The organism is Zunongwangia endophytica (assembly GCF_030409505.1).
GTDB lineage: Bacteria > Bacteroidota > Bacteroidia > Flavobacteriales > Flavobacteriaceae > Zunongwangia > Zunongwangia endophytica.
In genome coordinates, this window is sequence record NZ_JAUFPZ010000002.1 from 1 (window position 1) to 24,316 (window position 24,316).

Annotated in this window: 20 protein-coding genes; 16 read left to right on the top strand and 4 right to left on the bottom strand. The window is 33.0% G+C overall.

The genetic code is table 11. The features are described from left to right. Nucleotides 1-554 (bottom strand): hypothetical protein (locus tag QWY91_RS00165; RefSeq protein ID WP_290230475.1); only part of this gene is annotated, 554 nt, incomplete at its 3' end. Between the two features lie 747 nt (nt 555-1,301). Here QWY91_RS00165 and QWY91_RS00170 point away from each other — a divergent pair. Beyond that, the gene (locus tag QWY91_RS00170; RefSeq protein ID WP_290237043.1) at nt 1,302-2,225 is read left to right on the top strand and encodes a metallophosphoesterase family protein; all 924 of its coding nucleotides are present in this window, start codon (nt 1,302-1,304) and stop codon (nt 2,223-2,225) included. 61 nt (nt 2,226-2,286) lie between these two features. Here QWY91_RS00170 and QWY91_RS00175 read toward each other — a convergent pair whose 3' ends face one another. Further along, the gene (locus QWY91_RS00175; RefSeq protein ID WP_290230477.1) at nt 2,287-2,463 is read right to left on the bottom strand and encodes a helix-turn-helix domain-containing protein; all 177 of its coding nucleotides are present in this window, start codon (nt 2,461-2,463) and stop codon (nt 2,287-2,289) included. Next, on the bottom strand, nt 2,436-3,134 hold the full coding sequence (locus tag QWY91_RS00180; RefSeq protein WP_290230480.1) for a cupin domain-containing protein: 699 nt from the start codon (nt 3,132-3,134) through the stop codon (nt 2,436-2,438). Before QWY91_RS00180 ends, QWY91_RS00175 begins: the two co-directional genes overlap by 28 nt. A 534-nt stretch (nt 3,135-3,668) precedes the next feature. Here QWY91_RS00180 and QWY91_RS00185 point away from each other — a divergent pair. The 11 genes from QWY91_RS00185 to QWY91_RS00235 all read left to right on the top strand — a co-directional run bounded on the left by QWY91_RS00185 (nt 3,669) and on the right by QWY91_RS00235 (nt 15,288). Beyond that, nucleotides 3,669-3,929 carry a hypothetical protein gene (locus QWY91_RS00185; protein ID WP_290230481.1) on the top strand — a complete coding sequence of 87 codons (261 nt, stop codon included), beginning with the start codon at nt 3,669-3,671 and terminating at the stop codon, nt 3,927-3,929. 89 nt (nt 3,930-4,018) lie between these two features. After that, nucleotides 4,019-4,342 carry a fibronectin type III domain-containing protein gene (locus tag QWY91_RS00190; protein ID WP_290230483.1) on the top strand — a complete coding sequence of 108 codons (324 nt, stop codon included), beginning with the start codon at nt 4,019-4,021 and terminating at the stop codon, nt 4,340-4,342. After that, nucleotides 4,288-4,653 (top strand): metallophosphoesterase family protein, encoded by a 366-nt coding sequence (locus QWY91_RS00195; RefSeq protein WP_290230484.1) that lies wholly within the window; start codon nt 4,288-4,290, stop codon nt 4,651-4,653. The genes QWY91_RS00190 and QWY91_RS00195 overlap by 55 nt, the downstream gene beginning before the upstream one ends. Beyond that, complete coding sequence (locus QWY91_RS00200) at nt 4,575-5,030, top strand: metallophosphoesterase family protein (RefSeq protein WP_290230486.1); 456 nt, start codon at nt 4,575-4,577, stop codon at nt 5,028-5,030. Before QWY91_RS00195 ends, QWY91_RS00200 begins: the two co-directional genes overlap by 79 nt. Nucleotides 5,031-5,156: 126 nt before the next feature. Beyond that, a complete protein-coding gene (locus QWY91_RS00205) occupies nt 5,157-6,017 on the top strand; it encodes a glycerophosphodiester phosphodiesterase family protein (protein ID WP_290230487.1) in 861 nt (286 codons plus the stop codon). Nucleotides 6,018-6,423: 406 nt separating this feature from the next. After that, on the top strand, nt 6,424-6,978 hold the full coding sequence (locus tag QWY91_RS00210; RefSeq protein ID WP_290230490.1) for an RNA polymerase sigma-70 factor: 555 nt from the start codon (nt 6,424-6,426) through the stop codon (nt 6,976-6,978). Nucleotides 6,979-7,152: 174 nt separating this feature from the next. Further along, nucleotides 7,153-8,298 carry a FecR family protein gene (locus QWY91_RS00215; RefSeq protein WP_290230492.1) on the top strand — a complete coding sequence of 382 codons (1,146 nt, stop codon included), beginning with the start codon at nt 7,153-7,155 and terminating at the stop codon, nt 8,296-8,298. 164 nt (nt 8,299-8,462) lie between these two features. Beyond that, complete coding sequence (locus QWY91_RS00220) at nt 8,463-11,876, top strand: SusC/RagA family TonB-linked outer membrane protein (protein ID WP_290230494.1); 3,414 nt, start codon at nt 8,463-8,465, stop codon at nt 11,874-11,876. A gap of 43 nt (nt 11,877-11,919) precedes the next feature. Beyond that, nucleotides 11,920-13,428 carry a RagB/SusD family nutrient uptake outer membrane protein gene (locus QWY91_RS00225; protein ID WP_290230496.1) on the top strand — a complete coding sequence of 503 codons (1,509 nt, stop codon included), beginning with the start codon at nt 11,920-11,922 and terminating at the stop codon, nt 13,426-13,428. Between the two features lie 104 nt (nt 13,429-13,532). Further along, the gene (locus QWY91_RS00230; protein ID WP_290230498.1) at nt 13,533-14,732 is read left to right on the top strand and encodes a redoxin domain-containing protein; all 1,200 of its coding nucleotides are present in this window, start codon (nt 13,533-13,535) and stop codon (nt 14,730-14,732) included. 115 nt (nt 14,733-14,847) lie between these two features. Next, on the top strand, nt 14,848-15,288 hold the full coding sequence (locus QWY91_RS00235) for a DoxX family protein (protein WP_290230499.1): 441 nt from the start codon (nt 14,848-14,850) through the stop codon (nt 15,286-15,288). Between the two features lie 126 nt (nt 15,289-15,414). Here the strand turns inward: QWY91_RS00235 and QWY91_RS00240 are convergent, their stop codons facing one another. Beyond that, nucleotides 15,415-15,981, bottom strand: a complete 567-nt coding sequence (locus QWY91_RS00240; RefSeq protein WP_290230501.1) for an RNA polymerase sigma-70 factor — start codon at nt 15,979-15,981, stop codon at nt 15,415-15,417. A 100-nt stretch (nt 15,982-16,081) separates the two neighbouring features. Between QWY91_RS00240 and QWY91_RS00245 the strand changes: the two genes are divergently transcribed. From QWY91_RS00245 to QWY91_RS00260, 4 genes are all read left to right on the top strand, one after another. Further along, the gene (locus tag QWY91_RS00245; RefSeq protein ID WP_290230503.1) at nt 16,082-17,215 is read left to right on the top strand and encodes a FecR family protein; all 1,134 of its coding nucleotides are present in this window, start codon (nt 16,082-16,084) and stop codon (nt 17,213-17,215) included. Between the two features lie 93 nt (nt 17,216-17,308). Continuing rightward, nucleotides 17,309-20,857, top strand: a complete 3,549-nt coding sequence (locus QWY91_RS00250; protein WP_290230505.1) for a SusC/RagA family TonB-linked outer membrane protein — start codon at nt 17,309-17,311, stop codon at nt 20,855-20,857. A 9-nt stretch (nt 20,858-20,866) separates the two neighbouring features. Continuing rightward, nucleotides 20,867-22,282, top strand: a complete 1,416-nt coding sequence (locus tag QWY91_RS00255; RefSeq protein WP_290230506.1) for a RagB/SusD family nutrient uptake outer membrane protein — start codon at nt 20,867-20,869, stop codon at nt 22,280-22,282. A 51-nt stretch (nt 22,283-22,333) separates the two neighbouring features. After that, nucleotides 22,334-24,313 carry a TlpA disulfide reductase family protein gene (locus tag QWY91_RS00260; RefSeq protein WP_290230509.1) on the top strand — a complete coding sequence of 660 codons (1,980 nt, stop codon included), beginning with the start codon at nt 22,334-22,336 and terminating at the stop codon, nt 24,311-24,313. Nucleotides 24,314-24,316: the final 3 nt, after the last annotated feature.

Here is a 24,316-nt window from a genome sequence, read left to right on the forward strand (position 1 = left end):
CCATCTATTTTGCTGGTTGTTGTATCTATTTCTGCATATCCATGTGATGTTCCTACAATTAATTTACCGCTGAATAGTGTGAAGGATGTTAATTCTTCCTCTTGTTCTATAGTTGTTAATATATTTTTATTTGGATCGAAGCTTGAAACACTATGGGTTCCTAAAATCCAAAATAATTTGTTAGAAGAATCGTACAATATCTCTAAAACTTCATCACCGATATCTCCTTTCCATCCCGCTCCATCTTTTGAAAGAAGTTGTAATATTTTACCATCGCTGATTAAAAACTCGAAGTTATCGCTACCAGCAAAAAGTTTCGCTTGGGTAAGATCATGAGTTATATATAGATCGCCCGCCCAAGCATTGCTAAATACTGATTTATCATCTAAATACACAAACTGATTTTTATATACCAAAAAGCTACTTATTTTTTTATTTGTAAGAGGTCTATAAGTTTTATCTTTAACTAGCGTGCCGGGGTATAAAAATTGTCCATCATGGGTGCGTAAAATACCATCACTAGAAAGTAATTGTATCACCCCATTCCTGTCCATATAAGCTTCAGAAATCTTTTGATCATCTGCGGAATTATATTTTATACTATAATCTTGCTGGTAGGGGGTGTCTTTATAAGCTGAAACATTAACTACTTGATCTGGTTTTGTTTTGTTAATAGAATCACCACAGGATAAAAGAAGTATAGAAGAAATATAAAAGATAATATGATTTATTTTTTTTCATAGGGGTCATAATTTATAGTACATACTTGAATCGAATTATCTATCAACAATCAAATATTGCAACGTCTGCAAACAAATTAACTAATTTAAAAAGTGTACTGCCACTTATATTTTATATGGTTTGCATAGAATTTTGACTAAAATTCATGATTTTTAAATTCAGGGTGAACTAATTATAAAAGTGTATTCTATTTTTTGATTGTTACCAGAATGATTTCTAGATATTGAATTCTATTCTTGAACTCTCTGCGCGATCTAATGTTTTTTTTATTTTAGATTCGGGGCATTTTGAGAATTCAAAATCATTTTGTGGTGATCATAATTATAGTGATTTTAGTCCCTTGGGTAGTATTCTATGTAGACCAGTCAAAATAAATGTAGTGTAAGTGCTAAGCTGACCATTATATTTGTATTGAAGTAGATAGATGAATTTAGATTCAGAAATATCTAAGTTTAGATTTACTATAAGCATTAGGGATACTTCACTTCAAAAAATAGAAAATCTAATTTTTTCAAAATAATGACCATATTAAAAATAAAAATTCTGGGCGTAGAGCATTTATAACTCGTTCAGGATTAGCTTTAGCTTCTTTTCCATTTTTATCTAAATCTTGCCAAAATTCATCTAAAGAGCCTAAAGAAGAATCAAGTGAAACTTCTTTTGAATTTGCTTTTTTAACGGATATTCATATCAAACCTGAAATGAATGCTCCTAAAGGTTTTCAAATGGCCATAAACAAAGTAAACGAGTTAAATCCAGACTTTGTTTTAACCGGAGGAGACTTGGTTTACGATGTTATGCGTGGAGATCATAAGAAGAGCGAATCACTTTTTGATTTATATAAACAATTGATTCAGGGATTTAAAATGCCAGTATATAATTGTATAGGAAATCATGATTTGTTTGGTATATATGAAGAAGAAAGTCCTGAAGATGAGAACCACCCAGATTATAAATATGGAATGTGGGAAAGACATTTTGGAGATTCTTATTATTCTTTTGATCACAAAGGATGGCACTTTGTTACGTTAAATTCTTTAGACGTGACCCATGATAAAAAATATAAAGGGTTTTTTAACCAAGATCAGTTAGAATGGTTAAAAGAGGATCTCAAAAAAGTCAATAATTCTACCCCTATTGTGATTACCACCCATATACCTATGATTTGTACATATTCCCAATTGAACGGAGAGGGAGGTAGTCGTACAGTTGCTAATGCTTTTGAAGTATTTATAATATTAGAAGCTTATAATTTGAAATTAGTATTACAAGGACATATTCATTGGAAGGAATACGGAGATGTGAATGATAGATTCCAATTCTTAACTGGAGGTTCTATAGCAGGAAATGGTTGGAAAGGCCGCAGACATAATACCAAAGAGGGCTTTGTGAAAATAAAGGTAGAAAGCGAGGATTTTTCGTGGGAATATGTTGATCACGGTTGGGAAGATGAACGGCTTAAAGCAGAGAACCGTGCAATATGAGATGCAATGACAATTTAAAAGTAAGAACCTAGTTTTGAAATACGTATCTCTTAAATAGATGTTATCTGAAGTTTTTTCTATACTCTGTAGGGGTTACACCCATACTTACCTTAAAATAGTGGTTAAAATTAGCTAGATTATTATAGCCACTTTCGTAACAAATTTCAGTGATTTGCTTATCTGTTTTAGCTAAAAGTTTGGCCGCCATTCCTACTCGTACATTTTTAACATATTCCATAAATGTAATACCTGTTTTTTCTTGAAGAACCTACAGAAAGAACTTGGAGCCATATTTAGTACAGAGGATGCTTCTTCCAGATTAATACCTTCCTGAATATTTAAAAACACGTACTCATAAACTTTATTGATTTTTTCAATATTTTTTGAGAATACAGAAGATTGATTCAAAGGATTCGATAATTTTTTTCGGTCTTTAATCTTTAATAAGAGATTAAAAATCCTCAATAATCCTATATAATATTCCAAGCCTTCACTTTGGGAAAGTCCTATTAAGATTTCACGTATTTCATAATCATTTTCGACTTTAAAATGAATACCTCGACTCGCTTGTTTGATTAAGAGAAGAATATTTTGGAGTTCTGGCATTTTGAAATACTCATTTAATAATAATTCTTCTGAAAAATGAGTCACTATGCAATTAGGCTCTTCATTTTTTTCTCTATCTAGAAGTTCCCAACAATGTGGCAACTCAGCACCTAACAACACTAGATCTCCTTTTTCAAAATTAGAAATGTTATCGCCAACAATTCTTCTGCCTGTCCCAGATGCTATATAATTTAGTTCAATGTTTTTATGAGAGTGTATTATAGTTTCGCCAGAAAGCGCAATTTCTCTGGTAATAAATGAGTGGTTATTTGGGATATATATTTTGTCAAAAATAAATTCCATGTGCTGTAATATTAACTCTTGGTTCAATATTACATATAAAATTTATCCCTAATGGTTAAGATTCTATGAGATAATCGTAAAATAATTGTATTAATCTTATTCGCTTTTATATTCTTTTGCTCTTGAAAGAGAGGGTGAGATCTAGGCTAATATTCCATTATTCGGAGTTTAAATTTTTGAAAGCAATACGGCTTGGAATTAATTTTCAGCTATAAATTATTTTAAATTATCTAGTTATAGGTATTCAACTTATTTAAGTGAGAAAATTGAAGCTTATCTCTTTTATAAAGATTATTTGAATTCGTTGTTAAGGTAAGGTGTTACGCTAGCTTTTAGAATTATTCCTTAAATAACCTTATGGTAATTAATTTATCACAAAATAGTAATGTACAATTGAAGCCCGTTTATCCTAAAGACAGTAATATGTTTAAAATCTTTTCATCAGAATAAAACGGTTTTTAAACAAATAGAATAGAGGTATTAAATTTCAATAAAATAGTATTTAAAATGCAAAAATGTCTACAAGCATTATCAGTGGTGATATTGCTTAATTTTACACTACATGCACAACATAAGCACTCAGATAGCTTAACCCATCATCATTCACATTACACAGAACATGTTGAAACGCCGGCTCACAAATTAATATTTCCTTCAAGCACTCCAGATCGTATTATATCTAATCTTACAGAAGATCAAGCACATACCTTTGCTGTGAATTGGCGTACAGATCAGCAGGTTTTAAATGGGGTAGTAGAAGTAGCGCTAGCAACTGATGGCCCGAGTTTTTACTAGATGGTGTTCGTAGAATAGATGCCATATCAGAGAAAATTGAAAATCAAAATAGAAATGAAGCGCTGGTTAAAGCTACTTACCATTCTGCTTTGGTTACAGATTTATTGCCAAATACGACCTATGTATATAGAGTAGGTAATGGCGAAAAAAATGATGACTATTGGAGCGAATGGTTTCAAATTAAAACCGCTAAAACAGGGAGCGAAGAGCCCTTTAGCTTTATTTATTTTGGAGATGCTCAAAACAATATAAAGTCATTATGGTCTAGAGTTATACGCAGTTCATATCGTAAATTTCCAAAAGTTGATTTTATGCTTCATGCAGGAGATTTGATTAATGACCGAGACTCTAATCTAGAATGGGAGAATGGTTTTATGCAGGTAGCTTTATTCATGCCACAGTACCTAGTGTAATGACTCCAGGTAACCATGAATACAGGGATGGTGTTTTAACTTCTCTTTGGAAACCTCAATTTACACTTCCTGAAAATGGACCTACAGAGGATTTGAAAGAAACCTGCTTTTCTATCGATTATCAGGATATGAAATTGATTTCGATAGATAGTGAAGCTTTTGATGAAAGTATGGAATCAAGAAATGCACAAATAGAATGGTTGGAATCTGTATTAAAGTCAAATACAAAAAAATGGATAACTATTTTTACACATTATCCGTATATTCAACTGCTGAAGGGCGTGATAATTGGGAACTACGAGAAGCTATAAAACCACTTATAGATAAATACAAAGTAGATTTGGTATTACAAGGGCATGATCATACATATGCAAGAGGTTTTCCTGAAAATAAGGGTAAAGGGCTAACAGTTGTGAAAGATATAGGTACTGTGTATGCAGTATCGGTAAGTGGACCAAAAATGTATGAATCAAAAGACCAAAACTGGATGGTGAGAAGAGGAGAATATACTCAACTTTTTCAGATTATTACGGTTGCAGAGAATTCGATTAGTTATGGAGCATATACTCCAATAGGTACACTTTACGATTCCTTTAAAATCATCAAAAAAAATGGTAAAAAGAAATTGATAAATATGATGCCAAAAACTCCTACAAGATTAAAAGAAGATTTTGTGAAGCCAGATTAAGTATTCCCGCGAGCTATGAAAATATAAATACTTCTAGTTCATATTTTCATAGCTTGAATACAAAAATAAAAACAGTAATCAAAAAGCAACTTTCAATAATCAGTAGTAAAGTAAATCAAGTAAGTTATGAAGATTTTTAAGCTGGTAATAGTAGGGATATTCTCCTTTTTTATTTCTTGTGCAGCACCCAAAATTTCTAGTAATCTCAAAGACACTATAGAAGTTTTTAACGATGCTAATTCAAAAATGATTTTGGTGGCTGCCCATAGGGGAGCACATTTAAATAATTTTGAAAATTCTATAGCATCCACAAAAAAAGCTATCCAAATTGGCGTAGATATCATAGAAGTAGACTTACGAACCACTAAAGATGGACATTTAGTTTTAATGCACGATTCTAAAATAGATCGAACCACTACTGGTAATGGGGAAGTAGAGGAGATGACTTTAGCAGAAATTCGTCAATATCACTTAAAATCATCTTCTGGAAAAATAAGTGAGGAGTCTGTACCTACTTTCGAGGAGTTCTTAAAGATAACTAAGGGTAAAATTATGGTCGATCTAGATATGAAAACTGATAATGTGGAAGGAATTCTTACTAATGTAGCGAAAAATGCTATTGATAATGAAGTTTTATATTTTGATAATGATTATAATCAATTAAATAAAATTCAAAACTTAAAAAAATCAGCACAATTGATGCCTCGTGCATATTCATATCAGATGGCAGATTCGGCAATTACTCGGTTTAAGCCCGCTGTAATTCATATAGATGATAAATTTTATACTAGTAAAGTGGTAGAATTAATTAAAAATAATAATGCCAAAATTTGGATAAACACTTTAGGGAAATTTGATTCTGAAATTCGAGAAGGAGAGATAGAAAATGTAATGAAAAAAATACTTAAGAACGGAGCCAATATTATACAGACCGATGAACCTGAAAAATTATTGGAGTTTTTAAAATCTAAGAATCTACATAATTAGACTAATTTTTTATAATTTGAGTTATAGTTTATAAAGGGTACTAGTATCCTTTATAAACTTTTCTTTTTTTATACGAAATCATTTTTTGAATTATTCTGCAATAACTTTTTATAGACTTCATGTCTTTGATGATCTTTCAAAATCATTCTTCTTTTATAATTTTTTAAAATTTAATGCATTATGTAGGATAACTGTTGTTCTAAAAATGGAGAAATTTAGTGGTGTACTATAATATATGATTTAGATCAATTTTTAGATATGTATTAGTTTTAGCGCAGAGAATTCCTAATTCAAAATCTAAAAACTGTTCTATTATTAATTTACTAAAATCATCACAGCATTAAATTCTTGTAAACAAAATAGCTATTTTTGTTAAAAATATTGTTTTTGTACAAAACAACGTTTCATGGATGATGAATTACTTAAAACACTAAAAGAAGGAGACAAGCGAGCATTAACAGCTTTATATAATAAGTATTGGAAAATGTTATATATATCTTCTTTTAATCTTCTAAATAAAAGAGAGACTTGTGAAGAAATTATTCAAGACGTGTTCATTGATCTATGGAATAACCGATCTAAGGTTGAGATTAGAGTTTCATTAAAAAGTTATCTCTTTGCATGCGTGAGATATAAAGTATTTTCAGAATTTAGGAAGAGTAAAACTTTGCACGTTGAGTTATTTGAAAATATAGACTCTAGATTACAACAAGTTACTCCCGAATCTAAGATTATTCACGAGGAATTAAAAGAACATATAAAAGTCGTAGTAAATAATCTTCCTGAAAAATGCCAAAACGTATATAAACTGAGTAGATATGAGCAACTGACTCATAAGGAGATTTCAGAAAAGTTAGGTGTTTCAACTAAAACAGTAGAAAATCACATTACAATAGCTCTTAAAATTCTTCGCTCATCTCTTGGGGATATATACTTTATAGTACTACTTTTTCATCTATAAAAGTCTATTATTAAACCTTTGTTATTGGTTGATGTTAGTGTTTTAAATGTTAATTATTGAATGTTATTTTTATTAAATTATGTTAAATTTAATAAAAATATTAAAATCTATTAGGGGGGTAGTTAGTCTTTATGACACTATACTTAGAGAAACTTAAATTAGATTTTAAAAATATTGGAGATTAATAATACAAAGTTCCAAAAACTCATAGAACAATATCTAAGCGGTGATATTAATAGTGAAGAGCTTCAGCAGCTTATAAATTATTATGAAAGTTTTCAGAAAGACGATGTTTGGATTGATAAAATGGGTGAGGAGAAGGAACTTAAAAGTAAAATGCTTATTTCTATTCTCCAATCATTGGAATATGAACCGGAGACAAAGACAATACCGCTTTATACGAAAAGTTTCTTTAAATATGCTATAGCTGCCAGTATAGCATTTTTTGCAGCAATTAACTTTTACTATTATAATCAAAAAAATGAGATTGACTTAGTTGGGGACTCTAATGTGCAAATAGGGGGTGATAAAGCAACTCTAATCCTTGCAAATGGTTGTAGTGTTAATTTAGGAAATGGAAAAGAGTATCATTCAGCATCGGTTTATAGTGATGGGAAGAAGCTAATCTATCACGGTGAAAAAGACAATCAGGCTTCAAAGGTTTCATATAATTATTTAAGTGTTCCTATAGGAGGAGAGTTTTTTGTTGAATTAGCCGATGGTACGGAGGTTTGGTTAAATTCAGATTCAAAAATTGCCTTTCCAGAAAATTTCGAAGACGGAGAAAAAAGAGAAGTAGAATTGATTTATGGGGAAGCATATTTTAAAGTCTCTCCAAGCTCAGAACATAAAGGATCAAGATTTGTCTTGAAAACGGGCGAACAGGATATCGAGGTTTTGGGAACCCAATTCAATGTAAAAGCTTATAAAGAAGATACTAATATCTATACAACTTTAGTCGAGGGTGTTGTAAAATTGAATAGTACCGATAGCCAAAGTAAAAATTTAGTTCCTGGGGAACAGGCAATCTTCAGCAAACAAAATAAGGATCTAATTATTTCGCCCGTCGAAATATCTTATGAAGTTTCTTGGAAAGAAGGTGTATTCAAGTTCAAATATAAAAACCTAGAGCAAATTATGACCGTATTATCACGATGGTATAACGTTCAGGTTATTTATGAGGATGAAAATTTGAAGGAAGTAAAATTTAATGGACAACTTCGAAAAGACCAAGAGTTAAAAGATATCTTAGAATTGTTTAAAAACACAAATTTTATAACGAATTATGAAGTAAAAAATAACGTAGTTATACTGAAATAACATAATAAAAAAGGGAGTAAAGCCTGCACTCGCCAAAGTTGATGCTTTCTCCCTTCAATTAATAACCAGTTAAATATATTAACTAATTAACACCCTCTAAATTTATGAAAATAAAATTAACTACTAACTCGACTGTTCAGTTTAGGAGGTACATTAAAATTCTAATGAAAAGTTTCGTTTTTTTATTCTGTACAACTGTATTCAGTTTTACGTCTACTAACATTTTATCTCAAAATGCTAATATTAGCATCGATTCTGATAAAACAATTTCAGTAGATGAGGTACTTAATTTAGTGATGAGTCAAACTGATTATGTTTTTGTATATCAGTCCGATTTGTTCAAAGACTTGCCAGAAGTCGAATTAAAAAAAGGAATTATCAAGGCTAACAATTTGCTTAATTCTAGTTTGGTAGATAGCAACTTTGATTTTGTATATGATAATGAATATACAATTATTTTTAAAGAAAAACCGAACACAACTCAACAACAGCTGCTTGTTAGTGGAACAATCACCGATGAGCAGGGAATGCCTTTACCTGGATTGACTGTTTATATTTCCAGTACCCAGCCGAATATGGAGCAAGGTGAAAATGGAAGCAAAACTATGGTAAGAGGCACTGTTACCGATTTTGATGGCAAATTTTCAATTCAAGCAGACAAAGGACAGTTTTTAGTTATTACGGGTGTAGGGTATGAAATGTATTACCAAAAAGTAGAATCTACAATGAAAAATGTTTCTATTTCCTTGAAGGAAGAAATGAATTCTTTAGAAGAGGTTATGGTGGTTGGGTACGGAACAACAAAAAAAAAGGATTTAACAGGATCTGTAGGATCTGTGAAGGCTGAAGAGTTAGGGCAGATTCAAACACAAACGGTAGATCAGGCTTTAATAGGAAAAGTTGCCGGAGTTTATGTTCAAAATAGAGGAGGGCAACCAGGAGCCGGAGCTTTTGTGCAAGTTAGAGGGCTCAGCCAAATTAGAGGAGACAATCAACCATTATATGTTATTGATGGAGTTCCAATAAATATCACACCAAATACCGAATCTCTTGGGATTATTAATTATGGTTCGCGTGAAAATCCGCTTTTATCTATAAATCCGGATGATATTGAACGTGTAGATATTTTAAAAGATGCTTCAGCAGCTGCGATCTATGGATCAAGAGCCGCAAATGGTGTTGTAATAGTAACTACAAAACGTGGTAAACGAGGTGAAGCACCAAGATTATCTTTTAATGTAAGTTCTACCATTCAAAATCCGGTGGATACTTATGATTATTTGGATGCCTCAGATTATATATCCTGGACTCAGGGCAATGCTCGTCGTATATTAAGTGGTGTTCCTGAAGAAAATTGGGAATCTGCTTACCCAGTACAAAATAGGATCTTAAAAAATCCAGATAGTTATTTTGGAAATGCAGATGCAAACTGGCAGGATATTATAAAGAATAAAAATGCTTTATGGACAAAGTATAGTCTTAGCGTTAGCGGAGGTACAGAAAAAGCCAGTTACTTCACTTCTCTTGGTATTTCAGATCAGGATGGAGCTATGATAGGTAATAATTTTAAGCGCTACAATTTAAGTACAAACGTAGATGCCAATGTAACCGATCTTTTAAAAGTAGGGACGTCTATTAATTATAATTATTCCATTAATAAGAATAAGGGGTTTACTTCCTTAAGTCAAGGACAATTTAGACCCGATTTAACTCCTTATAATGATGATGGATCATATTCAACTTTTGATGGCGAATATGGTGAGCAGTTTACACTTTTGGGCAATGGAAACCAAATGAGGGATAAAAGAATTTCTAAAAACCTTTTAGCCACGATTTTTGGGGAATATGAGATTATAGATGATTTAAAGTTTAAATCTCGAATTAGTATTGGCTTGAAAGAAGATAATATCGATGAGTTTTACACTTCAAAATCTACAGAGGCTTTATATGAAGGTTTATATTATAGTCGACCTGGTGCTGTTTTAGGTGTACAAACTAATAATAACTGGTCTACGACATTTACAAATACGCTAAACTTCAACAAAACAATTAATAAAAATCATACAATCGATGCTGTTGTTGGAGTTTCTTGGGATCGGAGTCGTTATGATGCAGAATCACAAACTTATAGAGGTTTTCCAGACGATGATATTTTAACTAACATAGCTTCAGCAAGTTTTTTTGATGATGCCAATAGTGAGAGTTTACAGCAGGGCTTAAACTCTATTTTTGGAAGAATAAACTACAATTATAAAAGCAAATACTTAGCTACATTTACTGCACGTAGGGACGGATCAACAAAATTTGGTCCAGATAATCAATTTGGATTTTTCCCTTCTGGTGCTCTTGCCTGGAATATGCATAACGAAGATTTCTTAAGAGAAGTAAGTTTTGTTAATCAACTTAAGCTAAGAGCTTCTTTGGGGCGCGTAGGGTCTGACAATTTACCTTCTTTTACCTACTTGTCCTACTATCAAGCGTTAGAAAATGGAGATTCTTATTATGATGGCCAAAACGGTATAGCTGTTACAGGAGTGCCAAATACAGGAATTAGATGGGAAGAAACCGATCAATTAGATCTTGGTGCAGAATTTAGTTTATTCAATAATCGTTTAGAAGGTGAGATTGTTTATTATGAAAAAAATACTTCCGGTATAATTTTATTTTCCCCAATCCCTGCAGAAACTGGATTCAACTCTTGGAATACTAATATTGCAGATGTTTCGAATAAAGGTTGGGAGATAACAATAGGAGGAGATATCATCAGAAATAAAAATTTCACTTGGAATTCTTCACTTAATATCGCAACTGTTAAAAATAATGTGGATCATTTGTATGGTTCAAATTCAGGAGATCAAACTGGTATTGTAGAAGGTCAGCCTATTGGCGTAATAATGGGGTACGATGTAATTAAAATTGTTCAGACACAGGAAGAAATAGATGAATTAAATAGTACGCTAGATGGTCGCTATCAATCTTCACTAAGACAACCAGGAGATTATCTTTTTAAAGATATAAATGGTGACGGTAAAGTTAATACAAATGATAGAACACCTATTGGTAATCCTAATCCCGATTTCTTTGGGGGGTGGAACAACCGACTTTCTTACAAAAATTGGAGTTTAAACATGAATTGGAATTTTGTTAGTGGAGCGCAACGAGAATATGAAATGATAACAAAATTAAGGTCTATCGATATTAACTCAAATATCACCAATCTAGTAAGTAATACATGGGCAGAAAATAATACTGATGCAACTTATGCCAGACACGGTTCAAGAAGTCACGGCTCTACTCCAAGTTCAAAATCAATTGTAGATGCATCTTACATTAAACTTAGATCTGCTTCTATTAGTTATAATTTGCCTAAAAAATGGTTTGGAGATACAGGAATTTCTAATACTCGATTAACCTTGAGTGGAAATAACCTAATCACTATTACCGATTATCCCGGTTTAGATCCTGAAGATGTTTCTAGTTTTGGTTTTGCAAACCGAAGTACCAATTTCAACTCAGATGATGGACTTTCGTATCCAAATGTTAGAACTTTCACATTTGCTCTAAATGTGACCTTTTAAATAGAATGCAAGAGCATATTATCCCAAACAAAAATTTTAAAAGATGAAAAAAATACTATACAAATATATAAGCGTTTTAACGATTTTGGTAACTATATATTCTTGCCAACTAACCGAAGAGCTGGACGATTATGAACCCTTATATTCATTAGACGCCGAAGATGCAATTGATACACAAGAGACTGCAGAATTAGCGTTAGTTGGAGCATATTCTGGTTTTACACAAAGAAGTTTAGGTAGCCCATTTCCAGATATGTTTATTATTCCAGATGTTTTAAGTGGCTATAGCACTGTAGGGCGCATATTTTCTTCAGATCCAGAAGAAGCGGCCTTTATTCAAAACGATCCAATTTCAACTGGTACGGTTAGAACATTAAACATTTATACTGGTTTATATGAATTTATTAATAGAACAAATTGGATAATAAGTACTGTAGAAGGACTTGACGATGATATTTTTGAACCTCAAGTAAGACGTACAGAAATAATTGCTGAAGCTAAAATTCTAAGAGCTTTAGGACATTTTTATTTGTTACGCAATTTTGGTCAGTTTTACGATATTAATTCAAAATATGGTATAAATACAAGATTAGAGCCCGCCAAATCGGCTGAAGCATACTCTAGAGATTCAGTTTTAGAAACTTACGAAACGATATTAAATGATTTGGAATATGGTATTGAGAATGGTCCTAGTTTAAGAACTAAAGGCTATACTAATAGCACCTTTGCAAAAGGATTAAAAGCTAGAGTATTATTATATATGCAGCGTTATAGCGAAGCGGCTATTGTAGCAAAAGAAATAATTGAGAGTTCCAATAGTAACTTCAGTTTAGAACCTACTTTTTTATCTATTTTTGATGATCATGAATCATCCGTAATATTTCAAAGTTCAGAAATTTTATTTGGGACAAGAGGGGAACCTGCAGCTACTATTGGTATGGGATCTTATTACAGTGGTTTTTTTGCCACTATTACTCAGGATTATTTAGATGCAGTTAATGGATCGTTGAATGTTAATGGACAGACAATTAATATTGGTGGTTCAGAACGAACAGAAGAAATATTTTTTCCGAACTCATCGTATGGAGGATATTATTCAACAAAATACACTTCAAATTTCACAGACGGAGATTATGACATGATTTACCATATGCGTATGGCTGAAGTTTATTTAATATTTGCCGAAGCAAATGCCAGAGCAAATAATATGGTAAAACCAGAAGCTTTGGAAGCATTAAATACAATTCGACTTAGGGCAGGGGCAACTTCGACTGGTGAAGGCGGTTTTGAGAAGTATACGACAACTATAAGTTTAGATCAATTTCTTACGGCTGTTCGTTATGAAAAATTAGCAGAGTTGTATTCAGAAGGTGGGGAGACATGGTACGATCTAATTCGCTACGATTATAGCGATGGTTTTAATTCAGGTTTTCAGGTATCTGATGTTAAAGCATCAGCCACAGATCCAGAAAAATTTATTTTACCAATTCCAACTGAGACTATAGATGCAGGAGGGAATATGATTGTTCAAAATCCAGGTTATGACGATTAATTTTAATAAAAGTATGGATAATGCACTGGCTTTTAAAACCCGTGATTTGCCATAATCCTTATGCAATCAGAAATACCTAATATTAAATTTTAAAACACTTAGAAATGAAAAAGCTTATAGCACTGTTTTGTGTTATCCTGATACTCATAGCTTGTCGAGATGATATAAAATTAAAGCCTGGTGAGTATGAAATTTCTGGTAAAGTTCGAGGAATGGAGACTGGAAAATTATTTCTTATTTCAAAAAAGCCGAGCGGAATTCAGGTTGATACTTTATATGTAAAGTCTGGAAATTTTAATTTCAGAAACAGTCTGGAGAATGATGTACTAGAAGCATATATTGCAGATCAGCCTAATTATCGTTCAAGTAATAATAAAGCCAGCATTTATATAGAACCAACTCGTATGCAATTACAACTTAATACCAGTGATTTTGAAAGTGTTGAATTAACAGGTTCTCAAACACAGGAGGACGCTGAAGCATTACAGCAAAAGCAAAAGGAACTGCGGTTAAAATATAAAAATGAGCTTGGCGCTTATTCAGCTAATGGAGAGCGACTAAAAAAAGCCAAAAACCCTGAAAAAAAAGAAGAATTAAAATGGAAGGATGACGAATTGAGAGGTGAGCTTCAACCTTATTTCGAAGAAGAAAAAGAGCTTGTCAAACAATTTATATCAACACATCCAAAATCGTATATAAGCTTTGAAAATATACTTTATATGATAGAGGAATTCACTCAGGAAGAAGCCAGAAAAGTTTATAATGAATTTCCAGAGAGCTTTAAAGAAAGAAAACTTGGATCGGTGATTAAAAAACAAATCGACGATAAGTCAAAAGGTATCGTAGGTGCAACTGCTGAAAATTTTAGTAAGGTGGATATTGATGGCAAACCTCTAAAATTAGAAGATTTTAAAGGACAATATGTATTATTAGATTTTTGGGCTTCGTGGTGTATTCCCTGTAGAAAAGGAAATCCGCATTTGTTGAAGATATACGATAATTATAATGACAAAGGTTTTGAAATAATAGGTGTTTCTGATGATGATAGAAATCCTGATGCATGGCTAAAAGCAGTAAAAAAAGATAGAATAGGAGTATGGCGTCATATCTTAAGAGGGATGGAGGTGGATACCACCAGTGGAGGATTCAAAATAGTCAATCAAGGTATCACAGAAGGATACAATATTTCTTCTTTACCGACTAAGATATTAGTAGATCCAGATGGAAAAATAGTTGGGCGTTACGACGGAAGTAAAGCAGATGAGGAAGCTTTGGATAAGAAGTTGGCAGATTTATACGAGTAAGTATTGAATCATATTCTATTTCATTTAACTTAACAATTTTGTCAAAGATTTGATAAAGCCTGCTCTATAATTGCTAATACCTTAAATCCTAAGTATTTTTAGATGAAAAAGAGGTATGAGAAAGATAGGAGTTAAAAGTGTTTTACGAATTTTGATGGGATCTGCGATGGTCTTTGCGGGTATCGCTCATCTATCTTTTAAGCGAAAAGAATTTCAGGCACAGGTGCCAAGATGGTTGCCAACAGACCAAAAAACAATGGATTTGACAGTGCTTAGTTCTGGTATTACAGAAATTACTTTAGGCTTGTTAATGATTTTATGGAAAGAAAAGAGGATAACTACCGGTCTAATGTTGGCGCTTTTCTATGTACTTATTTTTCCTGGCAATATTTCACAATATCAAAATAAGATTGATGCATTTAGCTTAGATAGCGACACTAAACGTTTTGTTCGATTACTGTTTCAACCCGTTTTAATTTATGGAGCATTATGGACTACCGGTGCAGACAAATATTTGATAGAGAAATGCGATTTTCAAAAGTGTCTTAAAAATTAGAAGACTTTAAACTCAAAATCCATTAATTCACTACGATTTAAATAAAAAATTCAGCGGAGTAGCTACTATGATATTGAGCCTGCTATTTTGCTGGATGTTATTTAATTGAGCTTTGCCATTTTTTGATTAAATTCTTCCGAAACAGAGTATAAGCAATAGGTCTGTTTCCTCTTTAAATTCTTTCCTAATACGTTTAAGAGCAATACTCATCTGTGCTTCCACAGTTTTTACAGAAATCTGTAGTTTTTCCGCAACTTCTTTATAAGAATAGCCTTTTTGCTTATGCATTTTAAATATCATTTTGCATCGATCGGGAAGGTCATTTACGGTCTTTTCAATCAGTTTTATTTTTTTCTGAAAATCTTCTTCAGGTTCTTCTACTAAAAGTTGAAGCGCTTGATGCTTTAGACCCTCTAAGTAGCTTTTGTTTTTCTTTTCTTTTCTGAAATTATCAACAAATCTATTATATGCTGAAGTATACAAATAACTTTTTACTGAAGTTGTTAAATTGATCTGATTTCTTTTTTCCCATAATTTAATAAAGGTATTCTGAGCAATGTCTTCGGCATCTGCAGTCTTATCAGCATACTGTAAAAGATAGGCTACCAGGGGTTGGTATAATTCATTGAAAAGTAGGGTGAACGACTTTTCATCCCCCTTTTCCCATAAATTATTCAATTCAGAATTAGTCATATTTACTGCAAGAAACGATAAAGGTTAAAAAAAAATTAATTTTTCTTTAAGGGTAGCTTTATTTTTTTTCGTCATTAATGTGTAAAATAGTGTATATACGATGGGTAATATTGATAATTTAATATCAAAATTTCAAAATAAAAGCATTAGTGATGAAGAATTGTCTGAGCTTGAAAATTGGGTAAAAGATAGTAAAGATAATAACGATTATTTTATAAAGAGCGTTCAGACCGACTATTTAATTTCATCTTTTTATCGAAAGCAAGAAGAAATTCCGAATTTATCAAATCTGAAAAAACCAATAATTGCTCTAAATTCGAAAAAACAGCGTGCTAATTTGATGAAATTTGCAGCTATTTTTATTGTTGCACTTATAGCTTCCAGTACGGCATACTTCTACTTTTTTAATCCGGCAGAAACTACTTATGCGCCCGGAGAAATTATTATCACGAATGAAAATGGTGAAAAAATAACCGTAGACTATCAAATTAAACAGATCGTATATAATGAAGAAGGAGAAGTTTCAAATTTGGGATCACAAGTAAAAAAGAATCCAAATACTAGCGAAAAAGACAATAATAGGTTAGCGTATAACACGATTAATGTACCTAAAGGAAAGCGCATCCAATTAGTGTTATCAGATGGAACGAAAGTATATCTTAATTCTGAAAGTTCACTACGATTTCCTTCTCACTTTCCAAAAACAGAACAGTTACGAAAGGTCAGTATTACCGGCGAGGCAGTTTTCGAAGTACATAAAGATTCTTTAAAACCTTTTATAGTAGAGGCAGGTATGCTGAATATAGAAGTTTTGGGAACACGATTTAATGTAGATGCCTATCCTCAATCTAAACAAATTTCGACTACACTGGCAGAAGGATCGGTACAGATAAATTACGACAATGAAGTTTTTAAACTAGAACCAGGTGAAGCCGGAATACTTAGCCAAAATACAGATGTGCTGAGCGTAGAAAAAGTAAATGTAGCTAATAAAATGGCTTGGGTAGACGATCGTCTATTGTTTATTAACGAGTCCTTTGCAGAAATTCAAAAGAAAATTGAGCGCAGTTACGGAGTTCAAATTATTAATAAAAATGCCCATTTAAATGACGTACGGTTTAACGGGGATTTCGATATCAAATCAGAAACTATCGAGGATGTACTAGATGCCTTTAAAGCAGTAGACTTTTTCGAATATACTTATAAAAATAATATAGTAACCATTAAAAAATAAACGATGACTTAGCGCTTAAACAAAAAGGGAATGCGCCAACATTCCCTCAAACAATTAACTATTTCCTCAAACAATTAAAAGTTATTCAAAATTATGAAAATAAAGTATTTGAAGATGAAAGCTTCATTCATTTTAACCTTGTTTTGTGTTTTGCAGGTTTCTGCACTAGAAACCCTTGCTCAAAAATTTAATATTGATCTGGATGGGGCTAAGGTTACCCACGTTATAGAACAGATCAAACAACAAAGTGATTATAAGTTTTTTTACAAAGACGATGTGATTAATGAAGAATGGCAGGTCAATATTCATAGCGATAGTGAAGAGATTACTAATGTTTTAAAGCAGCTGTTCAAAAATTTACCGGTGAGTTTTGTCATTCAGAAAAAGCAAATTATTCTGAAAGAAAAAGAACCAGTTTCGTCTCCTGAAACTAGTAGTATCGATATACAGCGTTATATTGATGGTACGGTAAAAGACGAATCTAATTTCCCAATTATGGGAGTTACCGTTTGGTTAAAAGGTTCTCGCGTAGGATCTGTTACAGATGAAGATGGAAAGTTCAGAATGCAGGCTGTTACCGGAGATACTTTGGTTTTTAGTTTTATAGGTTTTAAAACCAAAGAACATGTGCTGGGTAACGAAAAAAACTTAGCTATTAAGCTGGAAACCGATATTAGTGGTTTAGATCAGGTTACGGTGGTTTCTACCGGTTATCAAAAAATCAATAAAGAGCGTGCAACAGGTTCGTTTTCTACCATAAGCGGAGAAGAGTTACAACAAGTACCGGTAAACAATGTGATGCATCAGTTGGAAGGGCGAGTTCCTGGTCTACAAATCGAAATTTTAGAATCTGATAATACATTTGTTTACGACAATCTTGAAAGAGAAACCGAGGGGAATACCAGCTATAATTTTCAAATTAGAGGCCAGTCGACTATTGATGGTAATAAAAGTCCGCTTATTGTTATCGATGGCGCCCCAACCGAGCTGGATATAAAAAATATTAATAGTGCTGATGTCGAGAATATAACATTTCTAAAAGATGCTGCCGCTGCTTCCATTTATGGAGCAAGAGCAGCAAATGGAGTAATTGTGATCGATACAAAAAAAGGCACTAAAGGAAAAATGAGGGTTAACTTTTCTCATACCAATACTTTCTCAACAAAACCTTCTATATCAGGTCTTCCTTTAATGAACTCTAGCCAGGTGCTGGATTTAGAACAGGAGTTGGTAGATAAAAATATTATTGCAGATCCTGCACAGTCAGGGGCCCTTTTTAGTTCCTATCCTGTAAGTGATGGGGTAGAAAGTATGCTAGAATATAAACGAGGAAATATAAGTCTAGATGAGCGCGAAGCACGTTTAAATGATTTACGTGGAAGAAATAATTATAATCAATTAACCAGATACTTAATGCAGCAGGCTTCGGCTACTACCTATAATTTATCACTAAGCGGAGGTAGCAATAATTACAGTTATTTCACTTCGGCTTCTTATTCGAATGAAAAGACACAGCGAAAAGGTTCTGAGGGTGATAAGATGACGTTTACCATAAATCAAAACTTTAAACTGTTTGATTATGCTGATGTAAGCACTAGCCTTAAAGGTTCCTTTTTTAATTTTGATGAGAACGGGATAGGTTTGCAACCATTAGCCGGGCAGCGTTATTCTTATTTACCTTACGATAGACTTCGTGATGAAAATGGTAATAATGTTAGTTTTGCTCGTGAATTTTATCGTGATCAAATAGCTGATTTTGAAGATGCTGGATACCTACCATGGGAATATAGTTATTTAGATGAATTAGAAAACAAAAACTCAACTGCTCAGGAGCAAAACTATTCTGCTAATATCCAGATCTCTCTACCAATTTTCAAAGGATTGAATGCATCGGGAACTTATTTGATAGAACGTTCTAACAGAAGCAGACCAATCTTATACAATGAAGATACATATTACACCAGAAACCTTATAAACAATGCTACTTATTTAGATCCTTCTACTAACACTATTACTAGAGGATTGCCTTTAGGTTCAGTTTATCGAAGAAACAGAAATATTTTAACAAGCCAGACTACTAGAGCACAATTAAATTATAATGAACGTTTCAAAGATCACTCAATTGATGCTATTGCTGGTATAGAATTTAGAGAAACTCGGGAAGAGGTATCATCAGGAACTTTATATGGTTATAACGAAAAAACGCAAACTTCGGTAGATGTAGTCTCTCTAAATTACACTACAGTAGAAGGGTGGAACTCAACTTTAAATTATGGCAATCAGTTAACCGACCAAAGAAGAAGATTTTTATCGTATTACGGAAATGCAGCTTATACATATAAAAAGAAATATGTGGTTTCTGGTAGTGTTAGACTGGATGATTATAACAATTTTGGAGTTGATAAAAGTTATAGAAGAACACCTTTATGGTCTACTGGTGTTAAATGGAATGCCAGTAAAGAATCTTTCTTAAAAAATGTTGAAGCGATTAATAATCTGAGTTTTAGAGCTTCCTATGGTTTTAACGGAAATATCAGTTTAACGACATTCCCTTTTACCAAAATTTCGATTGCTAATACCGATTATAATCTTTCTCAATTACCTTACGCATTTGTATCGGCAGCAGCAAATCCTTCACTAAGATGGGAGAAAACGGGAATATTAAATATTGGTATTGATTTTGGATTGTTGGATAATCGAATTTCAGGTAGTTTGGAATATTATAAAAAGAATAGTGATGATTTAATTCAGGAATTCCCGGTATCAGAATTTTATGGAGTTCCCAACCGCGCACTTACCAGAAATACTTCAACTTTAGAAGGGAAAGGGGTAGATCTTAGCCTAAACGGTATTTGGATTCAATCTAAAAATTTTACGGCTAGCTCTAATTTTATCTTTACTTATAATACGAACGAAGTAACCGATTCTCGTTTCGAAAATTATTCAACATATCTAAATGGTTCAGGAAGTACTCCGCCAATTGTAGACTATCCATTAAATAGTGTATTTGCATTTCGCTCTGCTGGATTAGATGAAAATGGAGCCTTTCAGGTCTATGATCGCAATGGAGATATTGTTGGTTCTAATGAATTATTAACCGATATCGAGGATATGAAATATATGGGAACTAGCACGCCTAGGTATTATGGAAGTTTAAATACAACATTACAGTACAAGCAATTCTCACTATTTGTATTAGCGACCTATAAGATGGGGTATAAACTATTCAAACCTACTTTTGATAATTATATTTCTCGTTTCAATGAGTTCACCGGCTACAATTTGAATACAGATATTGCAGATAGATGGCGCGAACCGGGAGACGAAAATTCTACCAGTGTACCGGGTGTTTTAGGATTGGGAGGATACTCTTATCCTAGATATAGGTTAAGTGAAGATAAGGTAATCTCTGGAGATCATATTCGATTACGTGAAATATCTCTTAGTTATGACCTTTCTGAGGTTTTACCAGAAAGCTTTATTAGAGGAGCTTCATTATCATTCACCGCTCGTAACCTAGGACTTTTATGGCGCGCGAATAACGATGATATAGATCCAGATTTCTTACCATATACAACAGGAAACCAAATAAGACCTACCCCTACAGCGATGTATTCTATAGGCTTAAATGTTAACTTTTAATTCGATACTATGAAACTAAATTATATATATACCTTTTTATTTATAATAGCTACAACTTTAGTGAGTTGTGATGATTATGTCGATATAAGAACAGAAGGAATATTATATCCAGAAGATACCGAAAATTACAGGTATTTATTAAATAATACTCCTATTTATGATCTCTCTTATAGTCTGGTAGATATACCTACAGACGATATTTCTATGCGTTATGATCATGCCCAATATTTTGAGACTAATGCGGCAAATTCAGAGTTCAATCGCCCCTTTAAGGATACTTATATTTTTGCTGATTCCATTTACCGTACTGGTGAGATGGATAGTGAGATAAAAGCGATGTACGAAGGACTTTATAGCGCCAATGTGGTGATTACTGAAGTTTTAGAAAGCACAAGTGGTGCAGAGCAGGAAAAAAATGCTTTGCAGGGTGAAGCCATGGTTCATAGGGCTTATTTATTTCTTAACCTGGTTAATACTTTCGGAAAAGCTTATGATGCTAATACGGCGAGTACAGATTTAGGAATTCCAATGTTTATCGAACCAACCGTAGATCAAGATATTAAAAGGGCGACAGTACAGGAAGTTTACGATCGCATCATTACAGATTTAACCTCAGCAGCCAATTCAGGCTTACCTGGAGTTCGCAGTGGTACAGAAGTTGGTTTTCCGTCTAAATCCAGTGCTCATGCATTGCTTGCGCGAACCTATTTATATATGGGCGATTATAGCAAAGCTTTAGAAAATGCAGAGCAAAGCCTTGCTTTACAAAACACCTTGCTAAATCTAGAGAATTATACGGAAACTCCAGATTTTAGCTGGCCACGACGAATAGAAGATCCAGAGCTTATTTTATCGAAAAAAACGATGAGGTCTTATAATTATCTACCAACATTGTTATCTCTAAGTGACGACTTGTTGAATAGTTTTGATAGCACCGATTTGCGTTATCAACTTTATACAAGACCTAACGAAGAGCTTACTTATGGGGATATTACAGAAGGAAGATCTTACTGTATAGCAAGGTTAACTGGAGAGAATCGTAATGCCGGGCCAACGGTGCCAGAAATGTATTTGATTAAAGCAGAATGTCTAGCTCGTGCTGGGAATACAGAAGCTGCTATGGATGCATTAAATACGTTAAGAGAAGCGCGTTTTAGAGCTGAAGATTATATCGCTTTAAGGGCTGGTGACCCTGAAGATGCTTTAATAAAAGTTCTGGCAGAGAGAAGACGTGAACTTATGGGAAAAGGTGGATTTAGATTATTCGATTTAAAACGTCTAAACAAAGACCCAAGATTTGCCAGAACAGTAGAGCATGAGTATTTAAATGAAACCTACACGTTAGAGCCGGGAGGTGATAGATATCAATTTCCTTTTGCTTCAACCTTATTCCAATACGCGCCTAACCTAGAGCAAAATCCATAAAAAATAATAGTCCCCGGGATTAGCCGGGGACTTAATTAGATTCATAAAAATATGCGAAAAATAAAAATATTGCTAGGTATACTATTAGTGCAGTTCACTATAAATGCCCAGCAAACCGAACCAATTTTTTCTGTAAGTCCAAAACTACCTAATCCAGGAGATCAGGTTGCGTTAAACTATAACTCAGAGAATACAGTATTAAAAGACGCTAAAGACATTCAGGCGGTGATCTATGTAAATGCAGATCATCAATGGTCGGCTAGCGATCTAACTTTTCAGGAAACCGAAGATAATCATTGGAAAACCTCCTTTACGTTACCTGAAAATACAGCCCTTATAAGCTGTGTTTTTAAATCGGATACTTTAGTAGATAGAGGTGGCACAACTACTTATTCCTGGTTACTCGATAAAGAGCCGGGCTCTTATGCTAGCTGGGGTATTTTAAGATCTAAAATTTTCCAAGAGGAAAGTATTGCAATAGTAGACGATAGCGCTTATATCTCTAGCGAGATTGGATTAATGTGGATCAATAAAGAAATACAGAAATTTCCTGAAAGCCGAAATCTATATTTTTACGAAGGACTAAAATTAATGCAAGATTCGAAAGAAGGTGATCATAGCAATCGAATTCAGAATGAAATTAAGCATATTTTAGAGCAGGATCTTACTAAACTTCAGCAATATAAAATTCAGAAATCACTTCAGTTATTAGATACAGAAAAGTATAAATCTTTTATTGATTCTGTAAATGATGCTTTACTGAAAACATATCCTAAAGGAGTTTTAGCAAGGGATAATGAGATGAAGCGTTTGTTTACTGAAAGTGATATTCAGAAAAAGATCCGTGAATTTGAAGAATTTCAATCTAATTTTCCTAAAGAGGATTTTAAAGATGTCTTTACATTTACTGAAGATTTGTATTACGACAAATTATACAGAAGTATAGCTTATAGATACATTACAGAAAACGGAAATTATAGCTTTGTGTTCGACAATCTAAAAGATGCAGGTTTTTATAATCTGGTAGATTATAGCTGGCATTTTGTAAGTATTCCGTATAATAACGAGTCTATAGCAGTGGATAGTTTAAATACTATTGCAAGCAAAATCATACCTGAATTAGAAGTTCGAGAAAAAGAGATTCCTAAAAGATACGAAGGGAAATTATCGATTCTGGAATGGAAACAAAAAGCACAGGAAGCATCTGCTCGAGAATATTTAACCTACGCTAAAATTCTTGATGAATTAAAAGATTACGAAGCTGAAGATCATTATTTAGAAAAAGTAAAATCATTCTATATTTATGAAAATACAGATTTTAATGAGCTTTATGCAGATTATTTACTAAGACAGGGTAATAAAGAAGCAGCGATTAATTTTATTAAAGAAAGCCTTTCGCGTAATAATGCTACAGCGCAAATGCTTTCTATACTTAAGGAAGATTTTTTAGCACAGAATGGGAGCAACGCCAATTTTGAAGATTACGTAAGCGCTATTAAATCTGGCGATTCTCAAGATCAATTTAAAGAAGAATTGATTGCTGAAATAATTAATAAACCTATTGAAGATTTTGAACTGGAAAGCTCTTTAGGAGGAACAGTAAAGTTGTCTGCTCAAAAAGGAAAAATCGTAATTATCGATATGTGGGCTACGTGGTGTGCCCCTTGTAAAAAAGCAATGCCCGGCATGAAGATGGCGGTAGATAAATATTCTGAAGATAAAAATGTACAATTTTACTTCCTAGATACTCAGGAATACATTTCAGATTATAAAAAGCAAACAGTAGAATTTATCGAGGAAAACAATTATCCTTTCGAGATTCTTTACGACGCTAAAAATCCCGAATCAGGTAAGTTCGACGATACTTATGCTAAATATTCAAAAGCATTCGAATTTTCAGGAATTCCACAAAAAATGATCATAGATCAACATGGAAAATTAAGATGGCGATCTACTGGTTACTCAGGAAGCCCAAGCGAGCTTGCAGACGAAATTTCTATCATAATCGAATATTTGAAATCTGAAAAATAAACC